This window comes from Stenotrophomonas sp. YJH_SMC_6 (assembly GCF_059371335.1).
In genome coordinates, this window is the sequence record NZ_JCAFUM010000014.1 from 104,952 (window position 1) to 131,494 (window position 26,543).

A 26,543-nucleotide genomic window follows, 5' to 3' on the forward strand; every position below is an offset into this window, starting at 1 on the left:
TCAACGGGCGCCCCGCGAGGGGGCGCCCAACGGGTTCAGCGCTTGGCGGCAGCGCTGACCTTCAATGCAGCTGCATCAACGCGGGTCACGCCCTTGATGCCCTTGGCGGTGGTGACGGCCTTGTCCTTCTCGGCCTGGCTCGCTACGGCACCGCTCAGGCTGACCACGCCGTTCACGGTTTCCACCTTGATTTCGGTACCCGGAACGTTGCTGCTGGCGAGCAGGTCGGCCTTCACCTTGGTGGTGATCCAGGTATCGGTCACCGGCTCGTTGGAATCGTGGCGATCAGCATGGGTCGCCGGGTGCGCGCTGGTCGGCGGGCTCTTCGCGGCCGGATCCTTGGCGAATGCGGCCGAGGAGGACAGCGCCAGGCCCAGCGTCAGGGCGGAGGCAATCAGCGTGCGGGTCGTATTGCTCATCGTGTCGTACTCCTTCGGAATGTGCTGCCAGTCTGGACAAACCGGCGTAGAGCAGGCGTGGCGTTGCGGTCATGCCGCTGTGAATCGGGCTACCTGCAACGACAACCGTTCAGCTTTGGCCCGTGAGCCCGCGTCGTTTACCCTGCCCTTCCCACTGCCGGAGCTCTGTCATGCGCCCCGACCTGCAACTGGCCCTGATCGGCTACGGCCTCGCCGGCCGTGTCTTCCACGCACCGCTGATCCAGCACACACCCGGCCTGGTGCTGCACAGCATCGTCAGTTCGCAGCGAGACACGTTGCTGCGCGCGTTCAGCGACGTGCACGTGCGTGCCACGCCGCAGGAGGTGTTCGACGACCCGGCGGTGGATGCCGTAGTGATCGCCACGCCCAATGAACAGCACGCGCCGCTGGCGATCGCAGCGCTGGCCGCCGGCAAGCACGTGCTGGTCGACAAGCCGTTCGCGCTGGATGCCGCTGAAGCCGAAGCCGTTCTGGCTGCGGCACGCGATGCCGGACGCATCGCCACCGTCTTCCAGAACCGGCGCTTCGATGCCGACTTCCTCACGCTGCAGGCGCTGCTTGCGGACGGGACACTGGGCGACATCGCCGAGTGCCATGTGCATTTCGATCGCTATCGCCCGCAGGTGCGTGACCGCTGGCGCGAGCAGGACGGTCCCGGCAGTGGCCTGTGGTACGACCTGGGCCCGCACCTGCTGGACCAGATGCTGGTGCTGTTCGGCTGGCCCGAAGCGATCGATGCTGATCTGGCCGTGCAGCGCGATGGCGGCAGCGCCATCGATTACTTCCACGCCGTGCTGCACTACCCGCGGCATCGCGCGATCGTGCATTCCGGCTCCCTGGTGGCAGCTCCCACGCCGCATTTCAGCGTGCATGGCAGCAAGGCCAGTTGGACCAAGCACGGCCTGGATGTACAGGAAGCGCAGCTGCGCCGCGGTGTGGCGCCCGGTGCGCCCGGCTGGGGCATCGACCCGCGGCATGGCGAGCTGGTGCGCTGTGATGCCGAGGACAACGTGCAGCGCGGCACCGTCGACAATCTGCCCGGTGACTACCGTCGGTTGTATGCGCAGTTCGCCGCGGCCATGCATGGCGACTGCGAAGCCACGGTCGATCCGGTGCAGGCGCTGCAGCTGATGCGGCTGCTGCAGGCAGGCATGGACAGTGCGCGCGAAGGGCGGCGGATCGCGTTGGGGTGATCGGCAGGGCTGCGCCCTGCACCCGTGGTAGTGCCGGCCGCTGGCCGGCAACCTCAACAGCAACAGCAAAAGCCGGCTATCCGTGGGATGGCGGGGTGGGTCCGGTTGCGGGGGACGCCGTAAACCCTTCCCTGGGGGCTTGGCCGCGGCATCCATGCCGCGGACACCCCCGCAACCGGACCCACCCCGCCTTCGACAGTTTCCCGCGGCTGTTGGTGGGTGCCGACCGTTGGTCGGCACAGTAGATCCACGCCATGCGTGGATGGCGTGGAAATGATCGGAATGCGCTCGTGTGGCCTCATGGGGTCAGAGCCCTCTCCTGCGGAAAGGGGTCCGACCCCAGCAAGGCTTACGACTTCTTGATCGCGTGGCCGCCGAATTCATTGCGCATCGCCGACAACAGGCGGTCGGTGAACGAATTGGATTCACGCGAGCGCAGGCGTTCCAGCAGCGACAGGGTGATCACCGGCGCCGGTACATCCAGTGCGATCGCTTCGGCCACGGTCCAGCGGCCTTCGCCGGAATCCTCGACATACGGTGCGATGCCATCCAGCGAAGGATTCCGCTTGAGTGCTTCGGTGCTCAGGTCCAGCAGCCAGGAGCGCACCACGCTGCCGTGGCGCCACACCTCGGCCACCTGGGCCAGGTCCAGCTCCATCTCCTGCTTGCGCTCCATCAGCGCGAAACCTTCGGCGTAGGCCTGCATCATTCCGTACTCGATGCCGTTGTGGACCATCTTGGTGAAGTGGCCGGCGCCAGACGGACCGACACGTGCCCAGCCGCGATCCTCGGCCGGTGCCAGCGTGCGCAGCAGCGGTGCGATCTGCTCCACCACCGACGCTTCGCCACCGACCATCAGGCTGTAGCCTTCCTGCAGGCCCCACACGCCACCGCTGGTGCCGCAGTCGACGTAGCCCAGGTCGTCTTCGGCCAGCGCCTTGGCGCGACGGATCGAGTCCTGGTAGTTGGAGTTGCCGCCGTCGATGACGATGTCACCCTCGGCCAGGTGCGGAGTCAGCTGAGCCAGGGTCTGGTCGACGGTTTCGCCGGCCGGCACCATCAGCCACACCACGCGCGGCACCGGCAGCGCGGCCACCGCGGCGGCCAGCGAATCGACCACCTCCAGGCCGGCCTCGGCGGCGCGCTGGCGGGCACCTTCGCCCGGGTCGTAGCCGACCACGCGGTGGCCGCCGCGATGCAGGCGCTGGGCCATGTTGGCGCCCATGCGGCCGAGGCCGATCATTGCAATATCCATTGTTTCACCTTCAGTTGGGGTCTAGGGTCAGGCTGCCTGGCCTGCCGGTAGCCGCGCAGTGGCGCAGCTGCGCCTCGCGCCAACGCCGGTAGAGCGTGGTATGCAGATTGTGCACCGCCAGGTCGATCGAAAAGGGGGTTCGCGGGTTGCGGTCAAGCAGGCGGGCGATGTGGTAGCCGATGGGACGTATACCGCGCGGATGCACATAGATCACGAACTGCTGGTAGAACGGATCGTCCAGCAGGCGGTCCATGCGTGCCAGCGTGGCGTGGTAGCGCGGTTCCAGCCGTGCACGAAGGTCCGGGTCGCGCTCGAACAACAGGCGTTCGAAGTAGCGCCGGCCGATACGCGGGATGTCCTGCGCCAGCGCCCACAGCTCGGCATTGCGCTGGTCGTACCAGGCAAGGCCGCCGTGCGCGGCCAACGCCTGCGCGGCCTCCTCGCCCACCGACACCACCACGAAGTTTTCGGCCTGGTTGCTCAGGTCGTCCAGCATGCCCTTGTCGTACACATGTTCGATGAAACCAGGCACACCGACGAAGGCCTGGCGGCCCATCGCCGAGGTGCGCACCGCCTTGCCATCGGCAAAGTAGTCACCGGCGTGTGCGCCAAGCAGGATGCTGTCGGTATCGTGCAGCGCGAGGAACGTACCGATCGACAGTTCTTCTGCGGAGAATCCAGCGTCGAAGGCCGCATCGCCATACAGCTCGCGCTGTGTGGCCAGTTGTGCGACCTGGCGACCGACTCCACATTCAGCGCGCACATTGCCGCTGTAGAACGCCTGCAGCGCCTGGCTGTTGCCCGCAGTGGGCACGAAACCACGGCCGAAGCTTCGCGTGCGCTGCCAGCCTTGCGCCTGTGCGCCGTGCAGGCCGAAGCCGATCCAGCCCAGCTGCAGGCCAGAGAAACGGAATCCTGGATTGCCCTGCAGTGCAGTCGCGGCACGTTGCGTGGCTGCCCCCAGCTCAAAGGCGTAGGCGCAGATCGTGGCCGGATCGTCCAGCAGTTGTTGCAGCAGTGCCTGGCGCGAGGCAGCCGGCAGATCCACGGGCCAGCGCACGTGCAGGTCACCAGCTGCCTGCGCCGCCGCCAGCGAGGCACGCGTGCACACGGGGCCGCCCTGCACCTCGGGCAAGGCAACCGCCGCGTCTTCGAAGCGCCAGCCCAATCGCTGCAACAGGCCCTGCACGCAGTCGACAGACGTGGACGCGGCGCCCAGCGCGGGCACCAGCAGCAGCGCCACGCCCATCAGCCCGCCACGCACACTCACCCCAGGTCCGTGGGGGCCGCTGCGGGTTCGGGCGTTGTCGCCGCCGGGGGCGCGGCAGCGTCCGCAGGCAGGTACTGCTGCAGGCGCTGGAAGAAGCGTCGATAGAACTCGGCATCGGTGACCGTGCTGCTGGCCACTTTCACCAGCGAATCGTCATTGCTGCCGAACGGCAGCGATACAGATCCGAGCGCACCGACGCCAACACTGGCCGAGGTCGGACTCTTCTTCAACGCATAGCGATCCTGCACGGCACTGACGAATACCAGTGTCTGGCTCCCGCGCGGTGCGCAGGAAATACGCAGCACCAGCTGCTCGTGATCGTCCTCGCGCGGCTGGAAGTTCTTGTTGCCTTCCACCTGTGCCGCGTCGGAACGGGCGATGGCATAGCCCTGGCTGAGCAGGGTGCGCCGTGCGGCCTCGCAGGCGTCACCGGGACGGCCATCAACGGTGCGCGAGAAGGTGTCGCCGGAATCAAAGGATTCGCGAAGCAACGTGCTGTCAGCGGCGCGGCCACCACAGGCCGACAGGATCAGGGCGCTGGCGAGCGCCACGGCAACACTGGAAAGACGGGAGGCCCGCATGGGTACTCCTGCGAGGACGGTACCGCCAAGGGTAGTCCTGCGGCCGTGTGCGGCAGGTCGAAAGTACGCCCGCCAGCCCCCGCCGTTGCTGCCGGTTCATGCACGGAAAAGGGGACGGAGGGGATTAAGTCGTTTGTGGCACTTCGCCCCGCCACGCATGGCACGGCGCTACCGTGAACGAGGTCCCCCAAACGAAAAAAGGGCCGGCAATGCCGGCCCCTCGGGTATCACATGCCGTCGCCGGCTCAGTCCGCCCAGCGGCCGGCACCGGTGGACTGCGGCAGCACCTGCGCCGACAGCGGGCGGTCGTTGGCCAGCAGGTTCACCGCGTCGGCCAGGATCGAGGCTGACTCGCGCAGCAGCGGGTCCGGGCGCTTTTCGGCAGCCTTCTCGCGCGCGGCATCCTTGACGATGTCGCGCTCGTTGCCGGTCAGGCCGTCATCGCTGCTGTCATCGGCCAGCGGGTCCAGGGCCAGGCCCAGCTCCTTGCGCTGCACCTGGCGCTCCTTGCGCTGGGTATCCTGGCGCTCGCGCTCAGCGCGACGGGTCGCCTCGTTGAGCGAGATGTACTTCTTCGCCGCTTCGGTGCGGAACTGCTGCACGTCCTCGTTCCACCACTGGAACTCCTTGTCGGTGGCGATGCGCGCGTCGTGACGGGTTTCCAGCTTCGGCAGCAACGGCGCGAAGTTGCCGTACTGGGTGTGCGGCACGGCGGCGATGCGGGTCCACGGCAGTGCGTTGTCGTAGGTGCTCTCGCCGAACTCGGTGGCATCGACGCTGGCCGGGAACGCCAGGTCCGGCACCACGCCCTTGTGCTGGGTGCTGCTGCCGCTGATGCGGAAGAACTGGGCAATGGTCAGCTTGACCTGGCCGAAGCGCTGGGTCTCGCCGCTCGGCCAGCGGTCAAGGTCGACGATGTTCTGTACGGTGCCCTTGCCGAAGCTGGTTTCACCGATCACCAGGCCGCGACCGTAGTCCTGGATGGCGCCAGCGAAGATCTCCGAGGCCGAGGCCGAACCACGGTTGATCAGCACCGCCAGCGGGCCATCCCACGCCACGCCCTGGTTGCGGTCGCTGTTGACGGTGACGCGGCCACCGGATTCGCGCACCTGCACCACCGGCCCCTGCTCGATGAACAGGCCGGTCAGTTCGATCGCTTCATCCAGCGAACCACCGCCGTTGTTGCGCAGGTCCAGCACCACGCCGTCCAGCTTGTCGTTCTTGAAGCCGGCCAGCAGCTTGGCCACGTCGCGGGTGGCCGAGGCGTAGTCGGCGGCATTGCGGCGACGGCCTTCGAAGTCCTGGTAGAAGGTCGGCAGCTTGATCACACCGATCCTGCGTGCCGGCTCGCCGTTGGCAGCCGGGATGGTCATGGTCTCCCCCTTGGCAGCCTGTTCGGCCAGGCGCACCTTCTGGCGGGTCAGCACCAGGGTGTGGTGCTTGCCATCGGCGCCTTCGGCAGCCGGGATGAATTCCAGCTTGACCTGGGTGTCCTTGGCGCCGCGGATCTTGGCCACGACATCGTCGATGCGCCAGCCGATCACGTCCTCGACCAGGCCGGACTTGCCCTGGCCAACGCCGACGATGCGGTCACCCGGCTTCAGCGTGCCATCCACCGCGGCCGGGCCACCGGCAATGATCTCGCGGATGACCACCACATCGTCCTGGCGCTGCAGCTGCGCACCGATGCCTTCCAGCGACAGCGACATCGCCTGGTTGAAGTTCTCGGCGGTGCGTGGGGTGAAGTAATCCGTGTGCGGGTCAACGGCACTGGTGTACGAATTCATGAAGAACTGGAAGACGTCTTCGCCCTTCAGTTCATTGACCGACTTCTCCAGCGTCGCGTAGCGCTTGTCCAGCGTCTTGCGGATGTCATCCGGCTTCTTGCCGGCCAGCTTCAGGCGCAGCCAATCGTTCTTCACCGACTTGCGCCACAGCTCATCGAGCTCGGCACTGCTGGCCGCCCACGGCACCTTCTTGCGGTCGTACTCGAAGCGCTCGTCGGTGGTGAAGTCCGGCTCCTGCTTGAGCAGCTTGCGCGCGTACGCCACGCGCTCGCCGACGCGCTGCTTGTAGACAGCGAACACCTGGAACGCCGGCTCCAGCTCGCCGCCCCGGATGGCCGAGGCGATGTTGGCCTCGAACGGTGCGAAGCGCGCCACGTCGGCCTGGGTGAAGTACTGCTTGCCACCGTCAAGCGTTTCGAGATAGCGCTTGAACACGTCCTTGGAGGTGGCCTCGTCCAGCGCGCGCGGGCGGTAGGCGTAGCGGCTGTCGGACAGCAGGCCGTACACCAGTTTGGAGGTGGTCACCTGGTCGGCGGTGGCCGCCGCGGGCAATGCGGGCGAGTCGGCCTTGGCCGCCAACGCCAGTGGCGCGACCAGCGCCAGGGCCATCAGGAATGCGGGGGCTTTGAATTTCATTGACGTGCTCGAAGGCGCCTTGCCAAGGGGAAGACTGCGGGGTGTTAAGACACCACGACAGTGCCGAAAGTTGCCGGGTTTGTCACCCGGCCGCGCTCGGTGGAAAACCAGCCTAGCCGGGCCGGTGTAGCAAATTGTGAATGCAGGCGAAGGCGTGCGGACCAACGGTCCGCTCCCACCTCAGGAGACGCCGGCGCTCTTGGCCTGCACGTCGGCGTGATACGACGAGCGCACCATCGGGCCGGAAGCAACATGGCTGAAGCCCAGCTCGTAGCCGTAGTCCTCCAGCGCCTTGTAGTCTTCCGGGGTCCAGTACTTCAGCACCGGGTGGTGGTGTGCGGTCGGCTGCAGGTACTGGCCGATGGTGATCATGTCCACGTCATGCGCGCGCAGGTCGCGCATGGTGGCCTTGATCTGTTCGAAGTCTTCACCCAGGCCGAGCATGATGCCGCTCTTGGTCGGCACGTCCGGGTGCTGGGCCTTGAAGTTCTTCAGCAGGTTCAGCGACCACTGGTAGTCCGCACCCGGGCGCACGTTGCGGTACAGGTCCGGTACGGTTTCGATGTTGTGGTTGAACACGTCCGGCGGGTTCTGCGCCAGGATCTCCAGCGCGCGCTCCATGCGGCCCTTGCCACGGAAGTCCGGGGTCAGCACTTCGATGCGGGTGCCCGGCGACTTCTCGCGAATGGCGGTGATGCAGTCGACGAAGTGCTGGGCACCACCGTCGCGCAGGTCATCGCGGTCGACGCTGGTCACCACCACGTACTTCAGGCCCATGTCGGCCACGGTCTGGCCGAGGCTGGCCGGTTCGTTGGCATCCGGCGGCTTCGGGCGGCCGTGGGCCACGTCGCAGAACGAGCAGCGGCGGGTGCAGACCTCGCCCAGGATCATGAAGGTGGCGGTGCCGTGGCCGAAGCACTCGTGGATGTTCGGGCAGCTGGCTTCCTCGCACACGGTCACCAGGCGGTTTTCGCGCAGCTTGGCCTTCAGGTTCTGCACGGCATTGCCCGAAGGAATGCGCACGCGGATCCAGGACGGTTTGCGCAGCACCGGCGCGTCGGCGAACTGCACCGGCGAGCGGTTGATCTTGTCACCGCCCAGCTGCTTGACCCCGGCCTGCAACGGCGCGGCGGACGGGGAGTCGCCCTGCACGATCTGCAGGGGAATGGAACGGGCGGTGGTTTCAGTCATGGCAGTTCCGGGGGCGGTCAGGCGGCCGCAGAAAGATCGGGCAGTTCGGGGGTGTGCTGCAGCAGCAGGCCGAACTGGCGGGCCAGGTGGTCCAGCAGCACCGGCTTGACGGCCTCCATCCCGGAGGGACCGCCCAAGTCTACCACCGAGGTCACCTGCAACCCCTGATAGCCACAGGGATTGATGCGGTGGAAGGGCTCCAGGTCCATGGCCACATTGAAGGCCAGGCCGTGGAAGGTGCAGCCGCGACGCACGCGGATGCCGAGCGCAGCGATCTTGGCGCCGCCAACATAGACGCCCGGGGCACCTTCGCGACGTTCGGCACCGATGTTCCACTCGCCCAGCGTATCGATGATGGCCTGCTCGATGCGGCACACGTAATCGCGCACACCGATGCCCAGGCGCGGCAGGCGCAGCAGCGGGTAGACCACGATCTGGCCGGGGCCGTGATAGGTCACCTGGCCGCCACGGTCCACATGCAGCACCGGGATGTCGCCCGGCGCCAGCACGTGCTCGTCCTTGCCGGCCTGGCCCAGGGTGAACACCGGGTCGTGCTCGACGACCCACAGTTCGTCGGCATCGGTGTCGCTGCGCTGGTCGGTGAAGCGCTGCATGGCGCGCCACACCGGCTCGTACGCCTGGCGGCCGAGGTCACGCACCAGCGCCGGACGCGGCGCACGGTCTTCCGGGGCGGCGTCGGCCGGGCAGCTGTCGGCTACAGCGTCCACTTCACTTCCGGGTGGTCGCGCAGCGCCTGGTGCGCCAGGTCGTACTGTTCGCGGCTCTCGGCCTTGAACACGATGCGGACGGACACGTACTTGCCGTTGGAGGAATGCTTCCAGCTGATGCGTTCATTGACGACATCGATGCCGGCAGCCAGCAGCAGGCGGGGGAGCTCATGTTCCAGGCCGCGGTTGGCCGGGCCCATGGCGCTGAGCTCGAACTGGCCGGGGAACTGGAAGCCGTGGTCGGGGTTGTCGGACTTGATTTCCATGGACCCATTATCGGGCCGCAGGGCAACAAACCCAAGAGTATTCATCAAAGTCAAAGGCGGCACGGGCGAGCCGCTGCGTTGCAGCGAGCGGCGGCGCCCCTGGTGGCCAAACGCCAGCTGACTGGAACCGGCGCGCTCCGGGCCAGATCCGGCCATGGCACCGATCGCACGCATGTAACGAATTGTGCCCCCCGGACAATGTTGTTTTCGGAACAGACAAGTGATCGGAAAGCGCTCGTTCCGTCACGTACTCACGCGTACCGTGTCGTTGCATAAATCGACAGACAACCGTCCCCTTCCCCATGAGCATTCCATCCATGCGTAGCGTCGCAGTCATCGGGCTTTCCGGCCTGCTGGCCGCCACCCTCCCCCTTGCCGCCCAGGCGGCCGAACAATGTGGCCCGGACGCGATGCGCGACCACCCGCCGCAGGTCAACTTCCGCGTCGACAACGACCTGTTTGGTGGCCGCCACCAGGACCAGGGCTATACCAACGGCGCGCAGCTGACCCTGGTCTCGCCCAACCTGGTCGACTACACCGACGACCCCTGCCTGCCGCGCATGGCGCGCTGGGTGAACCAGTACCTGGAAGGCCTGCACCCGGGCAGGTTCGAGCAGCAGAACATGATCTTCAGCATCGGCCAGGGCATCTTCACCCCGACCGACCCGACCCGCCGCGACCTGATCGAGGATGACCGCCCGTATGCCGGCGTGCTGCTGGCCAGCTTCGGTTTCAACGCACGCAGCGGCGACCGCCTGCAGACCACCCAGCTGGCCGTGGGCGTGGTCGGGCCGTGGGCACAGGGCAAGCAGGTGCAGGATGCCGTGCACAACATCCTGGGCGACAAGAAGTTCGAGGGCTGGGACAACCAGCTGCACAACGAGCCGGTGTTCATGCTGACCCACGAGCGCATGCGCCGCTGGCCGGCCGATGCCAGCGTCAATGCCGGCGGCTGGGGCTGGGATGCGATCAGCCACTATGGTGGTGCGATCGGCAACCTGGAAACCAAGGCCAACGCCGGTGGCGAAGTGCGCTTCGGCTGGAAGCTGCCCGACGACTTTGGCAGCACGCCGCTGCGCCCGGCCGGCGAGAACACCGCGCCGACCCGTGGCGGCCGCCCCAGCGGCTGGTCCTGGCACCTGTTTGCGACCACCGACGCGGCATGGGTGATCCGCGACATCACCCTGGACGGCAACACCTTCCGCAACAGCCACAGCGTGGACAAGCGCCACGTGGTGGCCCAGGGGGGCTACGGCGTCGCAGTGATGCGCGGGCGCTGGAAGTTCGCAGTGGCGCGCTACCACAGTACCCGCGAGTTCAATGGCCAGCGCCAGTCGCCGGTGTTCGGCAGCTTCACCATCAGCCGCTCGCTGTAAGCGAGGGGCTGATGGTGAAGCGGGTAGGTGCCGACCGTTGGTCGGCACACCGGTTTGCATCGTTCGCTGCATAAGGCATTTCTTCCGCCGGGCATGACTCGGCGCCATTGCCCGGGCAAAGGCCGAAACGGGTGACCTCCAGGCCGCGTTGGCGCTCGACTGGGTCCACCCGATCACAGGCCAGCGACGAAGCGTGCTGAAAGTACAACTTCTCTCATGGCACGACCGCTGGCGCCACGCTATCTCTGTTCGCACTCCGAGCAGAGGTCCTGTCATGCACCATCATCCACATGCGTTTCGCATGGCATTGGGCATAGCAATTACCGCATGTGCCACCTTCTCGACCACTGCGTCGGCTGGCGATCTGGTTGAGCACTGGATGGAGACCTCACAGGAAGAGGTCCTCGCCTACTGGACGAATGAAAGACTCGCTGCCGTACCCGACAAGGGAGAAGCTGCCATCAAGCCACCGGGGCCGGATCCACTGCAGACCGACGGTGACCCATGGCGGGGCACAGGCCCACACCCTGCTGGTGTCGGGCGGCTTTTCCTGACCCGCCCGGATGGCGAGGACGCTTCGTGCACCGCCACCGTAGTCGACAGCCTTGGTGGCGACATCCTGGTGACAGCATGGCATTGCCTTGCGCAGCTGGACGAGCACGGTGCCGTCCACTGGAGTCGCCACCTTCTCTTCGCACCGTTTTTCGAGAATGGCACTGCGCCGCTGGGAAAGTATCCAGTACGGCGGATCGTCGCACCGCAGGCCTCAATTTCCGGCGCACTCGACACCAGTTTCCTGCAGACCCACACCGATGCATCCGGCCAGGGGCCCGCGCGCCACGCTGGCAGCCAGGCCATTCGCTTCGATGAGCGCCCCGCAACCGGTCCCCGCGTTACGTTCGGCTACCCCGTTTCAGCCAATGGCATCGGCCTCATCCCGCCAACACCCTGGTACGAATTCGGAAATCCCGAATACACCGGCCAGCAACTGGCTTATTGCGCCACTTCACGCGTTGAACTGTCACCGTGTCGACCCTTCGGTTCGGAGAAGATTCTTCAGTGGGGCCTTGTCTGCGTGCAGGGCCCGGGTTCCAGCGGCGGACCGGTGCTGGAAGCGTTTGATTTCGACAACGGCCATGGAATCGTTGTGGGAGTAAACAGCATGGGCGTGGTCAACGACGGCCGCGCCCATCTGTGTTCGGCCGAGACCGAGGCGCTGGCCGAACGTGCCTACTGGTACATCCAGCAGCGCACCCCGTGAAACTTCAAGGTTCTCCATTCAAGCCCGCATCGCGTTCCAACAGAGAAACGAAAAGGCCGGCATTCGCCGGCCTTTTCGTTCACCACACCTGAGCGTGGATCACTCCGATTCCCACCACATCCAGAAGCTGTCCCACAGGCGCTTGAAGAAGCCGGCCTGCTCGACGGCAGCCACGGCCACCAGCGGTGCCTCGGCGATGACCTTGCCATCCAGGGTGACCTTCACGGTGCCGATCTGCTGCCCGGCGGTGAACGGTGCTTCCAGGGTCTTGGGCACGTCGATGCTCGGCTTCAGGTCGTTGTAGCGGCCGCGCGGCACGCTGACCAGCATCGGCTGGGCCACGCCCAGCTGCACCTTGTCGGTGGTGCCCTTCCAGACCTTGTGCTCGGCCACGGCCTTGCCCGGCTCGTAGAGGCGGTGGGTCTCGAAGAAGCGGAAGCCCCAGTTCAGCAGGGCCAGGCTGTCATCGGCACGCTGCTTCTCCGACGCACCGCCCAGCACCACCGCGATCAGGCGCTGGTCGCCACGCTGGGCCGAGCTCATCAGGCAGTAGCCCGCCTCGGAGGTGTGGCCGGTCTTGATGCCGTCCACGCTGCCATCGCGCCACAGTAGCAGGTTGCGGTTCGGCTGCTTGATGTTGCCGACCTGGAATTCCTTGATCTTGTTGTACGCGTAGGTTTCCGGGTAATCGCGGACCATCGCGCGGCCCAGCAGCGCCAGATCGTAGGCGGTGCTGTGGTGGCCCTGTGCGGTCAGGCCGTGGGCGTTGACGAAGTGCGAGTCCTTCATGCCGATCTTGGCGGCGTAGCTGTTCATCAGCGAGGCAAAGGCCTCTTCGCTGCCAGCCACATGTTCGGCCAGGGCGATCGCGGCATCATTGCCGGACTGGATCGCCATGCCCTTTTCCATGTCTTCCAGGCGCGCGGTCTGGTTGACCGGGAAGCCGCTGTAGCTGCCATCGGTGCCAGCGCCCCCCTCGCGCCAGGCGCGCTCGCTCATCATCACCTGGTCATCCGCACGGACCTTGCCGTTCTTGACCTCGGCGGCGATCACGTAGGACGTCATCACCTTGGTGATGCTGGCCGGGGCCAGCTGCTCGTGGATGTTTTCACCAGCCAGCACCTGGCCGGTGGCGTAATCCATCAGCACCCAGGCCTTGGACACGCTTGGCGCCGGGGCCGGCGGAGTGGCGACGGTGGCCGGGGCGGCGGCGGCGGCGGGCGCCGGCGTGGCCGGAGTCGGCAGCGGCGTCTGGGCGGAAGCCAGGCCCACCACCAGGGTGGCGGCCAGGGCGGTGGCGGCGGAACGGAAATTCATTGGACAGCAGGCTCCAGGGGACGGCCGGGAATGGAGGGTGGAACGTAACGGCCATTGTAAGGCCGGGGGAGCATGGGCCGGCAGCACCGGCCCGGGCGGATCAGTCCTTGACGATCTGGGGCGAACCCAGGCCCAGACCGGCGATGCGACCGACAAGTTCCGCCGCACTGGCATGGTCGCTTGCCGGAACACGCAGGCGGAACAGGGTGCGGCCACCGGCGGCGATGTCGCTGATGGTCGCGCCGACGATGCCGGCGGCACTGAGCTGGCCCATCGCGCGGTTGGCGTTGTCGCGGTTGGAGAAGCTGGCGACCTGCACCATCACCGCGCCGACCATCTGCTGCGACAGGCTCGGAGCCGGCGCGGAGGTGCGCACCACCGGCGCGCTTGGCGGCAGGCTGCTGACCGCCACGTCCGGCGCGGTGCTGGCCACGCCCCGGGTGGTGGCCGGCTGGCCGCGCGCCGGGGCGCCATCGGTCGGCAAGCGGTTGACCAGGCGATCGATATCACTGTCGGTGGAAGCACGTGGCGCCGGCACCGGGCGCGCGCTGGCCACTGCAGTGGTGGCAGCCGCTTCAGCCGCGCGACGCTCGCGACGCGACGGCTTCTGCGCCATCAGGTTGCTCTCGCCCGGTTGCAGCGCGCGCACCTCGACATTGCCGGTACCGCGTTGGGTGATGCCCAGGCGCACGGCGGCGGCATAGCTGAGATCGACCACGCGGCCGTCATGGAACGGACCACGATCATTGACACGCACGATCACCGACTCGCCGTTGTCCAGGTTGGTCACGCGGGCGAAGCTGGGCAGCGGCAGCGTCTTGTGCGCGGCAGTGAACTGGTACATGTCGTAGACCTCGCGGTTGGAGGTCAGGCGGCCGTGGAACTTGGCGCCGTAGTACGACGCTGTGCCGCGCTCGACATAGTTGCGGGTGTCGTCGAGCACCTTGTACGACTTGCCCAGCACCACGTACGGCGACTTGTTGCCGATCGCCGATCGTTCCTCGGCGGTCACTTCCGGCTCGGGGATGCAGGCCACGTTGGGAACGTAGTCTGGCGTGCTGTCACGCACGCCCGGCTTGTACAGGCCACCGGCAGTGTAGTTGCCGCGGGTGCTCAGGTCTTCCTTGGCCGCCGCATATGGCGAACCTTCAGGGCAGTGCGCCGGTCGCGAACCACGCCCCTGCACCAGCGTGCCGCTGGACTTGCCACCATGGCCGGCCGTGGCCGGCTGCTTCGGCGCGCTGCTGCAGGCCGCCAGCGCGAAGACGATCAAGCTCGGGACCAACCATCTGATGTTCATGCCGGGGGCAGCTCCTGTCCGGCGATGGCCTGGGACAGCTGGAACACGGCCATCGCGTACATCTTCGAGAGGTTGTAGCGGGTGATCGCGTAGTAGTTCTGGAAGCCCAGCCAGTACTGCTTGCCGGTGCTGCCTTCAAGCGTGATCGGCGTGGCCGTGGCGCCCGGCTGCGCCGGCGCGCTGGGCTGGTAGCCGCGCTGTGCCAGGTCGGCCAGCGACCAGGTGGGCATCCATTCGGTCGGGTTGAACTCTTCGCGGCCCGGCGCCAGCGTGGCCGGTACGGCAACCTGGCCACCACGCACCCAGCCGCCCTTCTTCACGAAGTAGTTGGCGATGGACGAGAACACGTCGTCGTAGCTGTTGAACAGATCGCGACGACCATCGCCGTTGCCGTCCACTGCGTAATCGAGGTAACTGGACGGCATGAACTGGCCCATGCCCATCGCACCGGCATAACTGCCCTTGAGCGTGGTGATGTCCAGCTTTTCTTCGCGGCCCAGCTCGAACAGCTTGGCCAGCTCGTCGCGGAAGAACAGCTCGCGGCGCACTTCGCGTTCCAGCTTGGCCGGATCGCCGCTGCGCGGGTAGTAGAACGCCAGCGTGTACAGCGCATCGAGCACGCGATGGCTGCCGGCATTCTTCCCGTAGCTGGTTTCCACGCCGATGATCGCCACGATCACTTCGGCCGGCACGCCGGTGCGCTGCTGCACGCGATCCAGTTCGGCACGGTGCTGGGCCAGGAACGCGCGGCCGCCATCGATGCGTGCCTTGCTGATGAACATCGGCCGGTATTCGTTCCACGGCTTGACCCGCTCGGCCGGGCGCGACATCGCCGCGATGATCGGCTGGCGGACCTGCGCCTGGTCGAGCACGCTGCTGATCTGCTCCGGCTTCAGGCCATAGCGCTTGGCGGTATCGGCAATGAAGCGGGCCCGCGCGACCTCGAACGGCACCGGTGTGAGATCCACCGGCGGCGCGGTAGCCGCAGTTGCTTCGGGTGCAGCCTCGGCCGGCCCATGGGCCCTGGTGGCGGGCTGGCGCGGCGTACTGCTGGCCTGGGGTGAAGACGGTGGGGACTTCGGCTGGGTCGCGCAGGCGACCAGGCCGAGGGTGAGCATGCAGGCCAGAGTGCGTCGAATCATCGTCGCAGGTTAGCAGGTCATGGATGAATTAAAACCCCTAACACCATGAATCACAACGATTTGCCCGTGTTCAGCGGGAAATGTGAAGGCGTCGTGATCGTGCTTCCCCATTCAGAGAGAGGTGGCCGGTTGCGTCCCCATCCCCGCAGACGCAACCGGCGACCGGATCCGGTCGATACCTGCGCGGCTGCCGCTCCCCAGTGGCAGTGCCCCGCGCTCCTTGTATCCGTTGGATCAGTACTGCTTCCCGCCCGACGCCCCCTCGCGCTGCAACGATAGACGGCGCGCCGTGCCGAACGGGCCGCCATTGTGCAGGCCGATTACGACAAGTCCATTGATCAAGATCAACGCGGCGTAAAAGTGTGAACCAGCTAACGTTTTTTGCGGACTTTGGTCAGCGAGTGTGCTGTCCTGCATCGTTGTGAGAACGCTTCCACAGCGAGCGTTGCGCAGAGTCAGGAAGTTTCCAGCCAACGGCGCAGCCCCTCGTGGGTGGTCGCGCAAAGCAGTTCATGGGTGGGGCCGGGTAGATGGGCTGCGCAGGGGGCGCTGCAAGTACGTCCATGTAAGCTCGGTCGCCGCATCCATGCGGCTCACGCCCCTGCGCAACCCATCTACCCGGCCACGGACAGGTTCCGAGCGCGGCCACCCACGGAGAAGAGAAGAAAATTCAAAAGCGGGTCGCGGCGCTGCGCTTGCTCGTGAGCCGAGCATGGCTCGGCTCTACAGGAAGCAATGAAGCAACCGGCCAAGCTGCTTTTGCCTTTGATCTTCTTTTTCTTCTCCGTGGGTGGAGAACGCCCGTGAACTGTCAGCGGCCGGGTGGGTGGGTAGTGCGGGGTGTCCGCGGCATGGATGCCGCGGCCAAGCCCCCATGGACGGGTTTACGGCGTCCCCGCACTACCCACCCACCCGGCCAGCCCTCAGCAATCCGGCTTTAAGCGACCAACCCAACCACCCACGAGGGGCTGCGCCGTTGGCTGGAAACCCTATCCCCCGTGCACGGGCCGGTGCCCGCGCACCGCCATCACCAGCCCGATACCCGCCAGCAGCGACACCGCCGAGGTACCGCCATAACTGATCAACGGCATCGGAATGCCCACCACCGGCAGCAGGCCGGAAATCATCCCGCCGTTCACCAGTACGTACACGAAGAACGCCAGGCCCAGGCTGCCGGCCAGCAACCGTGCGTGCGTGTCGCGGGCGTGCACCGCGATCCACAGGCAGCGGCCGACCACGAACAGGTACAGCGCAAACACGGTGGCCACGCCGATCAAGCCGAACTCTTCGGCCAGCACCGAGAACGCGAAGTCCGTGGTGTACTCAGGCAGGAAGTCCAGCGTGGCCTGGGTGCCCTGCCCCCAGCCGCGCCCGTCCCAGCCACCGGAGCCGATCGCGATGCGCGACTGCAGGATGTTCCAACCGGTGCCAAGCGGATCCGCCGACGGATCAAGGAAGGTCAGCACGCGATCCTTCTGGTACTGCCGCAGCAGGCCGAACCAGGCCAGCGGCGCGGCAACGGCAAGGCCCGTCGCGCCAGTTGCCACCCAGCCCCAGTGCAATCCGGCCAACAGCAGCGCGAACACGCCGCTGGCGGTAACCAGCGTGGCGGTGCCCAGGTTGGGCTGCATCAGGATCAGCACGGCGGGTACACCGATCAGCACGGTGGTGGTCAGTACGGTGCGCGGCGACGGTGGCAGCGGTTGCCGATGCAGGTACCAGGCCATCATCAGCGGCAGGCTGAGCTTGAGCAGTTCGGACGGCTGCAGGTAGAACACGCCGAGATTGAGCCAGCGCTGCCCGTACTTGCCTGTACCGATCACATACACCGCCATCAGCGGCAGCATCGACAGCGCATAGATTGCCGGCGTCCACGCGCGCAGCCGCAGCAGCGAAACGCGGGACAGCAGCCACATCGACGCCAGGCCACCGGCAAAACGCGCCGCCTGCCCAGCCACCGGACCGGACACGCTGTGCAGCACCGCCAGGCCCGCGCCCATCAGGATCAGCAACGCGATCAGCAACGGCAGATCGATCGTGCGCGCCACCTCACGGCAGCCGCCAAGCAGTCGTTTCCATTCCACGCGGGCACGGTAGCAATGCGTGCTTGCGTGAAGCTGTCAGGGTGCGCGTGCGCTTGTAGAGTCGAGCCGTGCTCGACTCTACAGAACAGCGCAAGCAATCGAGCAGATGGAAGCGCGACGAAGCGCGCAACCGGTGCTAGCCGTAGCCGCCGTGCACCGGGTTGTGACTGCGCACGGCCATCACCAGGCCGAAGCCGGCCAGCAGTGACACCGCCGAGGTACCGCCGTAGCTGATCAGCGGCATCGGCACGCCCACCACCGGCAGCAGGCCGGAAATCATCCCGCCGTTCACCAGTACATAGACGAAGAACGCCAGGCCAGTGGCGCCAGCCAACAGGCGCGAATAGGAATCGCGCGACTGGCTGGCGATCCACAGGCAACGCCCGATCACCACCAGGTACAGGGTCAGCACCAGGGCCACACCCATCCAGCCGAATTCCTCGCTCAGCACCGAGAACGCGAAGTCGGTGGTCTGTTCGGGAATGAAGTTCAGGTGCGACTGCGAGCCCTCGCCCCAGCCCTTGCCATCGAAGCCACCGGACCCGATCGCGATCTTCGACTGGATGATGTTCCAGCCGGCCCCCAGTGCATCCATCTCCGGGTCCAGGAACATCATGATGCGGTCCTTCTGGTACGGCCGCAGCAGCCAGAACCAGGCCACCGGCGCGACCGCAGCCACGCCGCCCACGCCCAGCCCGACCCACCACCACGGCAGGCCTGCCAGCAGCAGTACGAACACGCCGCTGGCGGCGATCAGCACGCCGGTACCGAAGTCGGGCTGCAACATCACCAGGCCGGTCGGCACGCCGATGATGATCAAGGCCACGAGCACGGTGTTGAAGCGCGGCGGCAGCGGCATCTTGTGCAGGTACCAGGCCACCATCATCGGCAGGCTGACCTTCAGCAGCTCGGCCGGCTGCAGGTAGAAGAACTTCAGGTCCAGCCACTGCCGGCCGTACTTGCCGGTGCCGAGCACGAACACCGCCAGCAGCGGAATCATGGAGATCGCATAGATCATCGGCGTGGCCGAGCGGATGCGCAGGATCGGCACCCGCGAGATGCCCCACAGTGCAGCCATGCCCACCGCGAAACGCGCGCCCTGGGCCATCACCAGGCCGTCGCCACCGGCACTCTTCAAGGTGGCCAGGCCGATCACCATCAGCGCGCCCAGGGCCAGGCACAACACCCAGTCCAGCGTGCTGAAGAAGCGGCGCAGCATGTCGCCGGCCCAGCGCAGGAACACTTTCATCGTGCGGGCTCCGCAACCGTCGGGCGTGGCGTGGCCGGCAGTGCGGCAGCGGCCGGCGTACCCGGCTGCGGCGCAGGGGCCGGTTCGGGGGCGGGGGCACCCACCTGCACCAGGTGTTCGCCCAGCTGCGCGGCCGCCAGATCACCGGCCTGGCGTGCGCCGACGTCTTCGTTGTCGAACGCGGTGGCACCGATGGCGGTGGTACCACGCTCGCTGTCCAGCGGCTGCATGCCCTCGGGCATCTTGCCCAGCAGGTAGGCATCGAACACCTTGCGGGCGATCGGCGCAGCAGCCGAACCACCATAGCCACCGCCTTCCACTGCCACCGCGATCGCGATCACCGGGTTTTCGACCGGCGCGAAGCCGACGAACAGCGCGCGGTGGCGCAGGTGCATCGGCAGGCTCTTCGGGTTCACCGCTGCGGTGCCCTTGCGGCTGATGACCTGCGCGGTACCGGTCTTGCCGGCCATCACGTACGGCGCACCGACCGCCACGCGCCAGCCGCTGCCGCCCGGCCGCATGGTCGCCATCATGCCCTCGCGCACCGCCTGCACGTTGTTGGGGTTGGGGCTGACCGGCTTGCTCTCGCCGGGCGGCGTCGCGGTCCAGTCGCTGTCGAAGCCGTCGCGCTGCTGGATCACCAGGTGCGGGGTGCGCAGCTGCCCGTCGGCCAGCGCGCTGACGCCGCGCGCCAACTGCAGCGGGGTGACCTTCCAGTCGCCTTGGCCGATGCTGATGTTGACCGTATCGCCGGGGTACCAGGCTTCCTTGCGGGTCTTCCGCTTGTAGGCCGGCGACGGCAGGATGCCGCCGATTTCGCCGGTGAGGTCGATACCGGTCGGCTGGCCGAAGCCGTAGTACTCCATGTAATGGTCGAAGCGCTCGATGCCCAGGTCCAGCGCCAGCTTGTAGTAGTAGGTGTTGACCGACTCGGCGATGGACTTGCGCAGATCGGTCCAGCCATGGCCGCCACGATGCGCATCACCCCAGCCACGGCTGGTGCCGGGCAGGTAGAACATGCCGGTGGACAGCACCTTGTCTTCCGGGCGGCGCACGCCCGAGTCCAGGCCGGCCAGGCCGATCAGCGGCTTCAGCGTGGAACCGGGAGCGACGCCGCCGAGCACCAGGCGGTTGAACTGCGGCCGCGACGGGTTCTCGTTCAGCGCCTTGAAGTCGGCATGGGAAATGCCGTTGACGAACAGGTTGGGGTCGTAGGACGGCAGGCTGACCATCGCCAGCACCTCGCCGGTACGGGGGTCCATCGCCACTGCCGAGCCTTCCTGGTCGCCGAAGGCGGCCACCATGGCACGCTGCAGGTCCGCGTCGATCGACAGCCGCAGGTCGGCGCCGGACTGCGCGGCCACCCGGCCGATGGTGCGGATGGCACGGCCCTGCACGTTGGTTTCGACCTGCTCGTAGCCGACCTTGCCGCGCAACTGCTGCTCGTAATAGCGCTCCAGGCCGGACTTGCCGATGTGGGTCAGCGCGGCATTGCCTTCGCCGAGGATCTCCAGATCCTTGTCGTCGACGCGGCCGACATAGCCGATGATGTGCGCGAACAGGTCACCGTACGGATAACGCCGGGTCAGGTAGGGCTCAAGCTCGACGCCGGGGAAGCGCCAACGGTCGACGGCGAAGCGCGCCATCTCCTCGTCGCTCATGCGCAGCTTCAGCGTGACCGGCAGGAACTTGCGGCGCGCCTTGCGCGACTTGTTGAACGCTTCCAGCTCTTCCGGGCTGATGCTGATGATCTTCGCCAGCCCTTCCAGGGTGGCGTCCATGTCCTTGACCTTGTCCGGGGTCACGTCCAGGCGGAACGCTGGCACGTTCTCGGCCAGCAGGCGACCGTTGCGGTCGTAGATCATGCCGCGCCCGGGCACCACCGGCCGCGGCTTGATGCGGTTGGCTTCCGAGCGCGTGGCGTAGACGTCGTGATCCAGCACCTGCAGCTTGAAGTACCAGCCGCCCAGGCCCAGCAGGCAGACCAGCACGCCCAGGAAACCCAGCGCCGCACGGCGGCGGAACTGTTCGGCTTCGGCGTGCGGGTTCTTGACCTGGCGGCGCGGGATCATGGCTCAGCGCCCGCGCTTGCCGAAGCGCACTGCGTCCAGCAGCACGAACACCAGCGGCCACAGGCCCATGCCCAACAGCGGGGCCCACCAGTACGACCACGGCAGGGTCGGCTCGCCCACCAGGATGTGGACCAGCGCGCTGACGATGCGGTCGTTGAACAACAGGCCACCGATGGCCAGCATCTGCTGCGACATCGGGAAGAAGCGGATGCGGGCGCGGAAACGCTGCAGGATGAAGGCCAGCATCACCAGCCGCAGCGCCTGTTCGCCGAGCACGCCGCCGTACAGCAGGTCGGCGACCACGCCGCTGGCGAAAGCGATGCCCAGGCCGACGCGCTCGGGCGTCTCGATCACCCAGTACGCCAGCACCAGCGCCAGCCAGTACGGGCGCAGCGGCTGCAGCAGCGCCGGCAACGGCAGCAGGCCCAGCAGCAGGGCTACGACCAGGCTGGCCGGCAATACCCACGGGTTGTCGCGCAGGCGGCTCATCGCTGGGCCTCCGGCGTGGTCGGTTGCCGGCCAGCGGCCGGCACTACCGGGGAGCTGACCGGAGCTGGCGTTGTTGTCGCTGGCGCGGCTCCCGCAGGCACGGTGGCGCCGGTGGCCGGGCCACCCGGAGTGGTTTCTTCCAGCTGCAGGCGCAGTTCCGGCGGAATGCGGATCGCCGCACCGGGGCGCAGCAGCAGCACATCACGGCCACGATCCAGCTGGGCGGCTGGCTTCAGTTCGCCGACCAGGAAGGCATGGGTGTCGTCCGGGCGCAGGCCGGTGATGGTGCCGACCGGGAAGCCGGCCGGGAAGCGGCCACCGAGGCCGGAGGTGACGATCTCATCGCCCACTTCCACACCCGCGCTGAGCGGGATGTCGCGCAGCTCCAGCGTGTCGCCGCGACCGTAGACGATCAGGCGTACGCCGTTGCGGGCCACGGTGACCGGCACCGCGTGGTCGGGGTCGGTCAGCAGCAGCACGGTGGAGGTACCGCCGGTGACGCTGATCACCTGCCCCATCAGGCCACCGGCATCGATCACCGCCTGCCCGACATGCACGCCTTCGCGGCTGCCGGCGTCGAGCACCAGGCGCTGCTTCACCGGGTCCAGGTCGATATCCAGGATCGGCGCCAGCTGCACGTCCAGGCCACTGCGCTCGGCCACGTTCAGCAGTTCGCGCAGCTGGGCGTTGTCCAGCGCTGCGGTCTGCAGTCGGGTCAGGCGCGCGTTGGCCAGCAGCAGCTGGTTGCGCAGTTCACGGTTCTCGGTGACCAGCTGGGTGTGGCTGGCCGCGGAATCCTTGACCTGGTTGCCGAGCTTGCCGGGCAGACCCGCCAGTGCCCACACAGGCTGCACCAGGCTGTTGGCCTGCTCGCGCAGGCGCGCCAGCCAACCCGCCTGATCGTCAAGGACGATCAGTGTGATGGCCAATGCAAGATAGGCCAGCAACCGCAGGGGGCTGGCGGCATCACCGGATCGGGAGGCAACGGGAGGACCGGCGTAGGGCGGCACGGCAACGATTCAACTGGCAGAAGGCGGAAGGGAAACACGCGGACGCCCCGCCGGTGCCGGCCCGCCATCGCGGCGGGCCGCACCCCGGAAGGGCGCGGCGGGCAGGAACGGCCGGGACGGCTTATTCCGGCGCAAAGAACTCGTTGCCGTGCATGTCCACCAGTTCCAGCGCACGACCGCCACCGCGGGCCACGCAGGTCAGCGGATCGTCGGCCACCTGCACGTGCAGGCCGGTTTCCTCGGAGATCAGGCGGTCCAGGTCACGCAGCAGGGCGCCGCCGCCGGTCAGCACGATGCCGCGCTCGGCAACGTCGGCACACAGTTCCGGCGGGGTCTGCTCCAGCGCCAGCTTGACCGCGCTGACGATGCCCGACAGCGGTTCGTGCAGGGCTTCAAGCACCTCGTTGGAGCTGATCTTGATCATCTTCGGCACGCCCTCGGCGAGGTTGCGGCCGGAGATCTCCAGCTCCTGCACCTCGGCCTGCGGGTAGGCACAACCCAGCTCGACCTTGATGCGCTCGGCGGTGGCTTCACCGATCAGCATGCCGTGGTTGCGGCGCACGTAGTTGGTGATGGATTCGTCGAAGCGGTCGCCGCCGATGCGGACCGAGGCCGAATAGACGATGCCGTTGAGCGAGATCACCGCCACTTCGGTGGTGCCGCCGCCGATGTCGATGACCATCGAGCCACGGGCTTCGGTGACCGGCATGCCGGCGCCGATCGCGGCAGCCATCGGTTCTTCGATCAGGTACACGTCACGGGCACCGGCTTCCTCGGCCGATTCCTTGATTGCGCGGCGCTCGACCTGGGTCGAACCGGCCGGCACGCAGACCAGCACGCGCGGGCTCGGGCGCAGCACGCGCGACTTGTGCACCTTCTTGATGAAGTGCTTGAGCATCGCCTCGGTGTAGGTGAAGTCGGCGATGACGCCGTCCTTCATCGGGCGGATGGTGGTGATGTGGCCCGGGGTACGGCCGAGCATCTGCTTGGCCTCGGCGCCAACGGCTGCCACCGAGCGAGTGCCACCGATGGCACGGTCCTGGCGCACGGCCACGACCGACGGCTCGTTCAGCACGATCCCCTGCCCGCGCACGTAGATGAGGGTGTTGGCCGTGCCCAGGTCGATGGACAGGTCGTTGGAGAACATGCCACGGAGTTTCTTGAACATCTGAGGAAGGAGTCCTGAGGGGTGTCGTGCCCGCCGCGGGATGGCGAAAAAATGGGCAGAAATCGAGGCCGACAAGCCTAGCAACCCGCCTGCCGCCGAGCAAGGAAAAAACTAGCTGAACCCGCGTCTTCACAGGCTTTCGGCCTGATCGGGCATCACCCGGTTCTGGCCCTGAGCGGCACCAGCGGGTAACCTTTGCGCCGTCGGGCGCCCAAGGGCGCCGTTTGCTTGCCCGCTGAACCGGGCCGGCCCACCCCAAAATTCACCGCATAGGCTTACATCGATGTCCGCTCTGATCTGTGGTTCTCTTGCCTTCGACACCATCATGGTGTTCCCGGACCAGTTCAAGAATCACATCCTGCCGGACAAGGTGCACATCCTGAACGTGTCCTTCCTCGTGCCGCGCATGCGCCGCGAGTTCGGCGGCTGCGCCGGCAACATCGCCTACAACCTGCACCTGCTGGGCGGCCAGCCGATCCCGATGGGCACCGTGGGTTCGGACTTCGGCCCGTACCGCGAATACTTCGAGGGCCTGGGCATCGACCTGTCGCGCGTGCGCGTGATCGACGAGCTGTTCACCCCCCAGGCGTTCATCACCACCGACCACGACAACAACCAGATCACCGCCTTCCACCCGGGCGCGATGATGCGCTCCTACGAGAACCACGTGCGTGGCGTACCGGGCGTGACCCTGGGCCTGGTCGGCCCGGACGGCCGCGAAGGCATGATCCAGAACGCGCAGGAATTCCACGAGGACGGCATTCCGTTCATCTTCGACCCGGGCCAGGCCATGCCGCTGTTCAACGGCCCCGAGCTGCGCGCCTTCATCGATCAGGCCGACTACGTGGTGGTCAACGACTACGAGTCGAACCTGCTGCAGGAGCGCACCGGCTGGGACGAGAAGGAGATCGTCAGCCGGGTCAAGGCCTACATCACCACCCGTGGCCCGAAGGGTGCGGTCATCCACACCCCGGAAAAGAGCTACGACATCCCGCCGGCGCACGAGCGCCGCGTGGTCGATCCGACCGGCTGTGGCGACGCCTTCCGCGCCGGCCTGATCTACGGCATCCAGAAGGGTTACGACTGGCTGACCATCGGCCGCATGGGCAACCTGATGGGCGCGCTGAAGGTCGAGCACCCGGGCACGCAGAACCAGCGCTTCACCTTCGATGAGTTCAACGAGCAGTTCAAGCAGCAGTTCGGTTACGCGCTGGGCGCGTAAGCCGAACTGCCCGCGCATTCCACCTTGTCCCCGCGCCTTCGGCGCGCCCTCTTGAACAACAAGGGGGCTTTCCACCCGATGCGCTGCTGGGAATGCTGTTGGTAGGTGTCGACCTTGGTCGACACTGCCGGCCAGCGGCCGGCACTACCCCTTTTGCTGCCAGGCCGCCAGCAAGGCGCGGCAATCGGCGAAATGCCAGTCGGCCCGGCCCGGCCATGGGTTCTCCGGCAGGTTGACCAGCACGGTGTGGGCGCCCGCGGCGCGACCGCACTCCAGGTCGTAGGCGTGGTCACCGACCATCACCGCGTGCGCAGCCCCGATGCCCCAGCGACGAAGATGCTGCTGCAGGCCATCCGGCGAGGGCTTGGGCACCGCTTCGTCGCGGCCGATGATGTCGGCGTCGTCGAACAACGCCCCGACCCCGATCGCCTCCAGCGTCAGCTTCGCCAGCGCATGGTCGTTGCGGGTCAGGATGCCCAGTCGGCAACCCGCCGCCGCCAGCGCGCGCAGCAGCTTCACCGCCCCCGGCGCTGGCAGCGCGTCCTCGGCCAGAGCGCGCTCGTGATCCAGCAGCCACGCGCGCTTGGCCTGCGCCGGTGCGTCGGGCAATGCCGCGATATGGTCGAGGATGTCTTCCTCCGCGGCGATCTCCAGCGCGCGGCGGATCGCGGCGAAGTCATGCACGGCTACCGTCAGTGTGCCGTCCATGTCGAACACCCAGTGCCGGATCGCGGACAACGCGTGCACTGCGCTGCCCGTCGCAACCCTCACTGCCACCACTGCGGCATGCGGCTGGCGTCGACACCGCCGGTTTCGAACACGGCCGTTCGCGTGCCACCGGCCTTGACCGGGAACTCGATGCTGATCGACTTGCCCTTGCGCGCCAGCTTCCACAGTGCCTTCTGATCGGTGATGAACAGGGCGATGGCTTCATCAGTCTTCGGGCGCCAGGCCGCCATTGGTACCGGCTTGCCGTCATCCACGGTCACTTTCACCGTGCATTGCGGGCAACGGAAATCACCGGCCTGCAGCACCAGGTAGGCATGCCGTTTCCACTCCGGATGATCGCGGAACACCAGCTGCACCGGTTTGGCGCCGCTGCCATCCACGTCCACCCGTTCCTTGCTGTAGATCTGCGCCGAGACCTGGTTGCCCTTGCTTCCCACCGGAATCTGGTTGTACTGCCATAGCCCCTGCATGCGGCGCAGGTCGCGCGCGGCGTCGCCCTTGGCCTTGACCTCGTCGAAGCCTGCGGCGATGCGCTCGGCGGCGGCGGTGTCCTTGTACTGGTCCAGCAGCGAGGCACCATGCAGGCGCGCGCGTTCCCAGTCCTGCGCGGCCACGGCCATGTCGTACTGCTTGGCCACGTCTTCAGCCTTGGCCTCCTTCTGCGCCTGCGCGGCGGCCGCAGCGGCTTCCTGCGCCTTGCGTTCCTCTTCCGGGTTGCTGCAGGCGGCCAGGGCCAGGGTGCAGGCGGTGAGCAGGATCAGTCGTTTCATGGCGGAG

At 67.0% G+C, this 26,543-nt stretch carries 23 protein-coding genes; 4 read left to right on the plus strand and 19 right to left on the minus strand.

What is annotated here, in order from left to right:
- Positions 1-35: 35 nt before the first annotated feature.
- Positions 36-419, minus strand: coding sequence for a BON domain-containing protein (locus AC5P9N_RS16655; RefSeq protein WP_005411059.1), 384 nt, complete (start codon positions 417-419; stop codon positions 36-38).
- A gap of 170 nt (positions 420-589) precedes the next feature.
- On the opposite strand from AC5P9N_RS16655, the gene AC5P9N_RS16660 reads away from it, so the two are divergent.
- Complete coding sequence (locus AC5P9N_RS16660) at positions 590-1,633, plus strand: oxidoreductase (RefSeq protein ID WP_099484078.1); 1,044 nt, start codon at positions 590-592, stop codon at positions 1,631-1,633.
- Positions 1,634-1,982: 349 nt separating this feature from the next.
- Here AC5P9N_RS16660 and gnd read toward each other — a convergent pair whose 3' ends face one another.
- From gnd to AC5P9N_RS16695, 7 genes are all read right to left on the minus strand, one after another.
- Positions 1,983-2,888 (minus strand): phosphogluconate dehydrogenase (NAD(+)-dependent, decarboxylating), encoded by a 906-nt coding sequence (gnd, locus tag AC5P9N_RS16665; RefSeq protein ID WP_099484077.1) that lies wholly within the window; start codon positions 2,886-2,888, stop codon positions 1,983-1,985.
- A gap of 10 nt (positions 2,889-2,898) precedes the next feature.
- Complete coding sequence (locus AC5P9N_RS16670) at positions 2,899-4,137, minus strand: hypothetical protein (protein WP_154329699.1); 1,239 nt, start codon at positions 4,135-4,137, stop codon at positions 2,899-2,901.
- Positions 4,138-4,154: 17 nt separating this feature from the next.
- Positions 4,155-4,739 carry a DUF2242 domain-containing protein gene (locus AC5P9N_RS16675; protein ID WP_099484075.1) on the minus strand — a complete coding sequence of 195 codons (585 nt, stop codon included), beginning with the start codon at positions 4,737-4,739 and terminating at the stop codon, positions 4,155-4,157.
- Between the two features lie 245 nt (positions 4,740-4,984).
- Positions 4,985-7,162 (minus strand): carboxy terminal-processing peptidase, encoded by a 2,178-nt coding sequence (locus tag AC5P9N_RS16680; RefSeq protein WP_005411064.1) that lies wholly within the window; start codon positions 7,160-7,162, stop codon positions 4,985-4,987.
- Positions 7,163-7,342: 180 nt separating this feature from the next.
- The gene (gene lipA / locus AC5P9N_RS16685; RefSeq protein ID WP_099484074.1) at positions 7,343-8,353 is read right to left on the minus strand and encodes a lipoyl synthase; all 1,011 of its coding nucleotides are present in this window, start codon (positions 8,351-8,353) and stop codon (positions 7,343-7,345) included.
- A 17-nt stretch (positions 8,354-8,370) separates the two neighbouring features.
- Positions 8,371-9,081: a lipoyl(octanoyl) transferase LipB gene (gene lipB / locus AC5P9N_RS16690; protein WP_099484073.1), complete on the minus strand. Its 711-nt coding sequence runs from the start codon at positions 9,079-9,081 to the stop codon at positions 8,371-8,373.
- Complete coding sequence (locus AC5P9N_RS16695) at positions 9,069-9,347, minus strand: YbeD family protein (protein ID WP_005411067.1); 279 nt, start codon at positions 9,345-9,347, stop codon at positions 9,069-9,071. Before AC5P9N_RS16695 ends, lipB begins: the two co-directional genes overlap by 13 nt.
- 317 nt (positions 9,348-9,664) lie before the next feature.
- Between AC5P9N_RS16695 and AC5P9N_RS16700 the strand changes: the two genes are divergently transcribed.
- Entirely contained in the window at positions 9,665-10,723 is a 1,059-nt protein-coding gene (locus AC5P9N_RS16700; protein ID WP_171968432.1) for a lipid A deacylase LpxR family protein, read from the plus strand.
- 301 nt (positions 10,724-11,024) lie between these two features.
- Positions 11,025-11,984: a trypsin-like serine peptidase gene (locus AC5P9N_RS16705; protein WP_148239701.1), complete on the plus strand. Its 960-nt coding sequence runs from the start codon at positions 11,025-11,027 to the stop codon at positions 11,982-11,984.
- A gap of 99 nt (positions 11,985-12,083) precedes the next feature.
- On the opposite strand, the gene AC5P9N_RS16710 is transcribed toward AC5P9N_RS16705, so the two are convergent.
- The 9 genes from AC5P9N_RS16710 to AC5P9N_RS16750 all read right to left on the minus strand — a co-directional run bounded on the left by AC5P9N_RS16710 (position 12,084) and on the right by AC5P9N_RS16750 (position 23,815).
- Positions 12,084-13,301 (minus strand): D-alanyl-D-alanine carboxypeptidase family protein, encoded by a 1,218-nt coding sequence (locus AC5P9N_RS16710; RefSeq protein ID WP_005411069.1) that lies wholly within the window; start codon positions 13,299-13,301, stop codon positions 12,084-12,086.
- A gap of 100 nt (positions 13,302-13,401) precedes the next feature.
- Entirely contained in the window at positions 13,402-14,601 is a 1,200-nt protein-coding gene (locus AC5P9N_RS16715) for a septal ring lytic transglycosylase RlpA family protein (RefSeq protein ID WP_495223842.1), read from the minus strand.
- The gene (mltB, locus tag AC5P9N_RS16720) at positions 14,598-15,743 is read right to left on the minus strand and encodes a lytic murein transglycosylase B (RefSeq protein WP_099484068.1); all 1,146 of its coding nucleotides are present in this window, start codon (positions 15,741-15,743) and stop codon (positions 14,598-14,600) included. The genes AC5P9N_RS16715 and mltB overlap by 4 nt, the downstream gene beginning before the upstream one ends.
- Before the next feature lie 989 nt (positions 15,744-16,732).
- Positions 16,733-17,827 carry a rod shape-determining protein RodA gene (gene rodA / locus AC5P9N_RS16725; protein WP_049461443.1) on the minus strand — a complete coding sequence of 365 codons (1,095 nt, stop codon included), beginning with the start codon at positions 17,825-17,827 and terminating at the stop codon, positions 16,733-16,735.
- Positions 17,828-17,963: 136 nt separating this feature from the next.
- A complete protein-coding gene (gene rodA, locus AC5P9N_RS16730; RefSeq protein WP_005411073.1) occupies positions 17,964-19,076 on the minus strand; it encodes a rod shape-determining protein RodA in 1,113 nt (370 codons plus the stop codon).
- A complete protein-coding gene (gene mrdA, locus AC5P9N_RS16735; RefSeq protein WP_062605613.1) occupies positions 19,073-21,148 on the minus strand; it encodes a penicillin-binding protein 2 in 2,076 nt (691 codons plus the stop codon). Before mrdA ends, rodA (AC5P9N_RS16730) begins: the two co-directional genes overlap by 4 nt.
- A 3-nt stretch (positions 21,149-21,151) precedes the next feature.
- The gene (gene mreD / locus AC5P9N_RS16740; protein WP_005411075.1) at positions 21,152-21,637 is read right to left on the minus strand and encodes a rod shape-determining protein MreD; all 486 of its coding nucleotides are present in this window, start codon (positions 21,635-21,637) and stop codon (positions 21,152-21,154) included.
- Positions 21,634-22,647, minus strand: coding sequence for a rod shape-determining protein MreC (mreC, locus tag AC5P9N_RS16745; protein ID WP_080240897.1), 1,014 nt, complete (start codon positions 22,645-22,647; stop codon positions 21,634-21,636). Before mreC ends, mreD begins: the two co-directional genes overlap by 4 nt.
- A gap of 121 nt (positions 22,648-22,768) precedes the next feature.
- On the minus strand, positions 22,769-23,815 hold the full coding sequence (locus tag AC5P9N_RS16750) for a rod shape-determining protein (RefSeq protein WP_005411077.1): 1,047 nt from the start codon (positions 23,813-23,815) through the stop codon (positions 22,769-22,771).
- Between the two features lie 283 nt (positions 23,816-24,098).
- Here AC5P9N_RS16750 and AC5P9N_RS16755 point away from each other — a divergent pair, with 283 nt between their 5' ends.
- On the plus strand, positions 24,099-25,037 hold the full coding sequence (locus tag AC5P9N_RS16755) for a carbohydrate kinase family protein (RefSeq protein WP_005411078.1): 939 nt from the start codon (positions 24,099-24,101) through the stop codon (positions 25,035-25,037).
- A 144-nt stretch (positions 25,038-25,181) separates the two neighbouring features.
- Here AC5P9N_RS16755 and AC5P9N_RS16760 read toward each other — a convergent pair whose 3' ends face one another.
- Positions 25,182-25,817: an HAD family hydrolase gene (locus AC5P9N_RS16760; RefSeq protein ID WP_099484352.1), complete on the minus strand. Its 636-nt coding sequence runs from the start codon at positions 25,815-25,817 to the stop codon at positions 25,182-25,184.
- Positions 25,805-26,536, minus strand: a complete 732-nt coding sequence (locus tag AC5P9N_RS16765) for a hypothetical protein (RefSeq protein WP_005411080.1) — start codon at positions 26,534-26,536, stop codon at positions 25,805-25,807. Before AC5P9N_RS16765 ends, AC5P9N_RS16760 begins: the two co-directional genes overlap by 13 nt.
- Positions 26,537-26,543 lie beyond the last annotated feature (7 nt).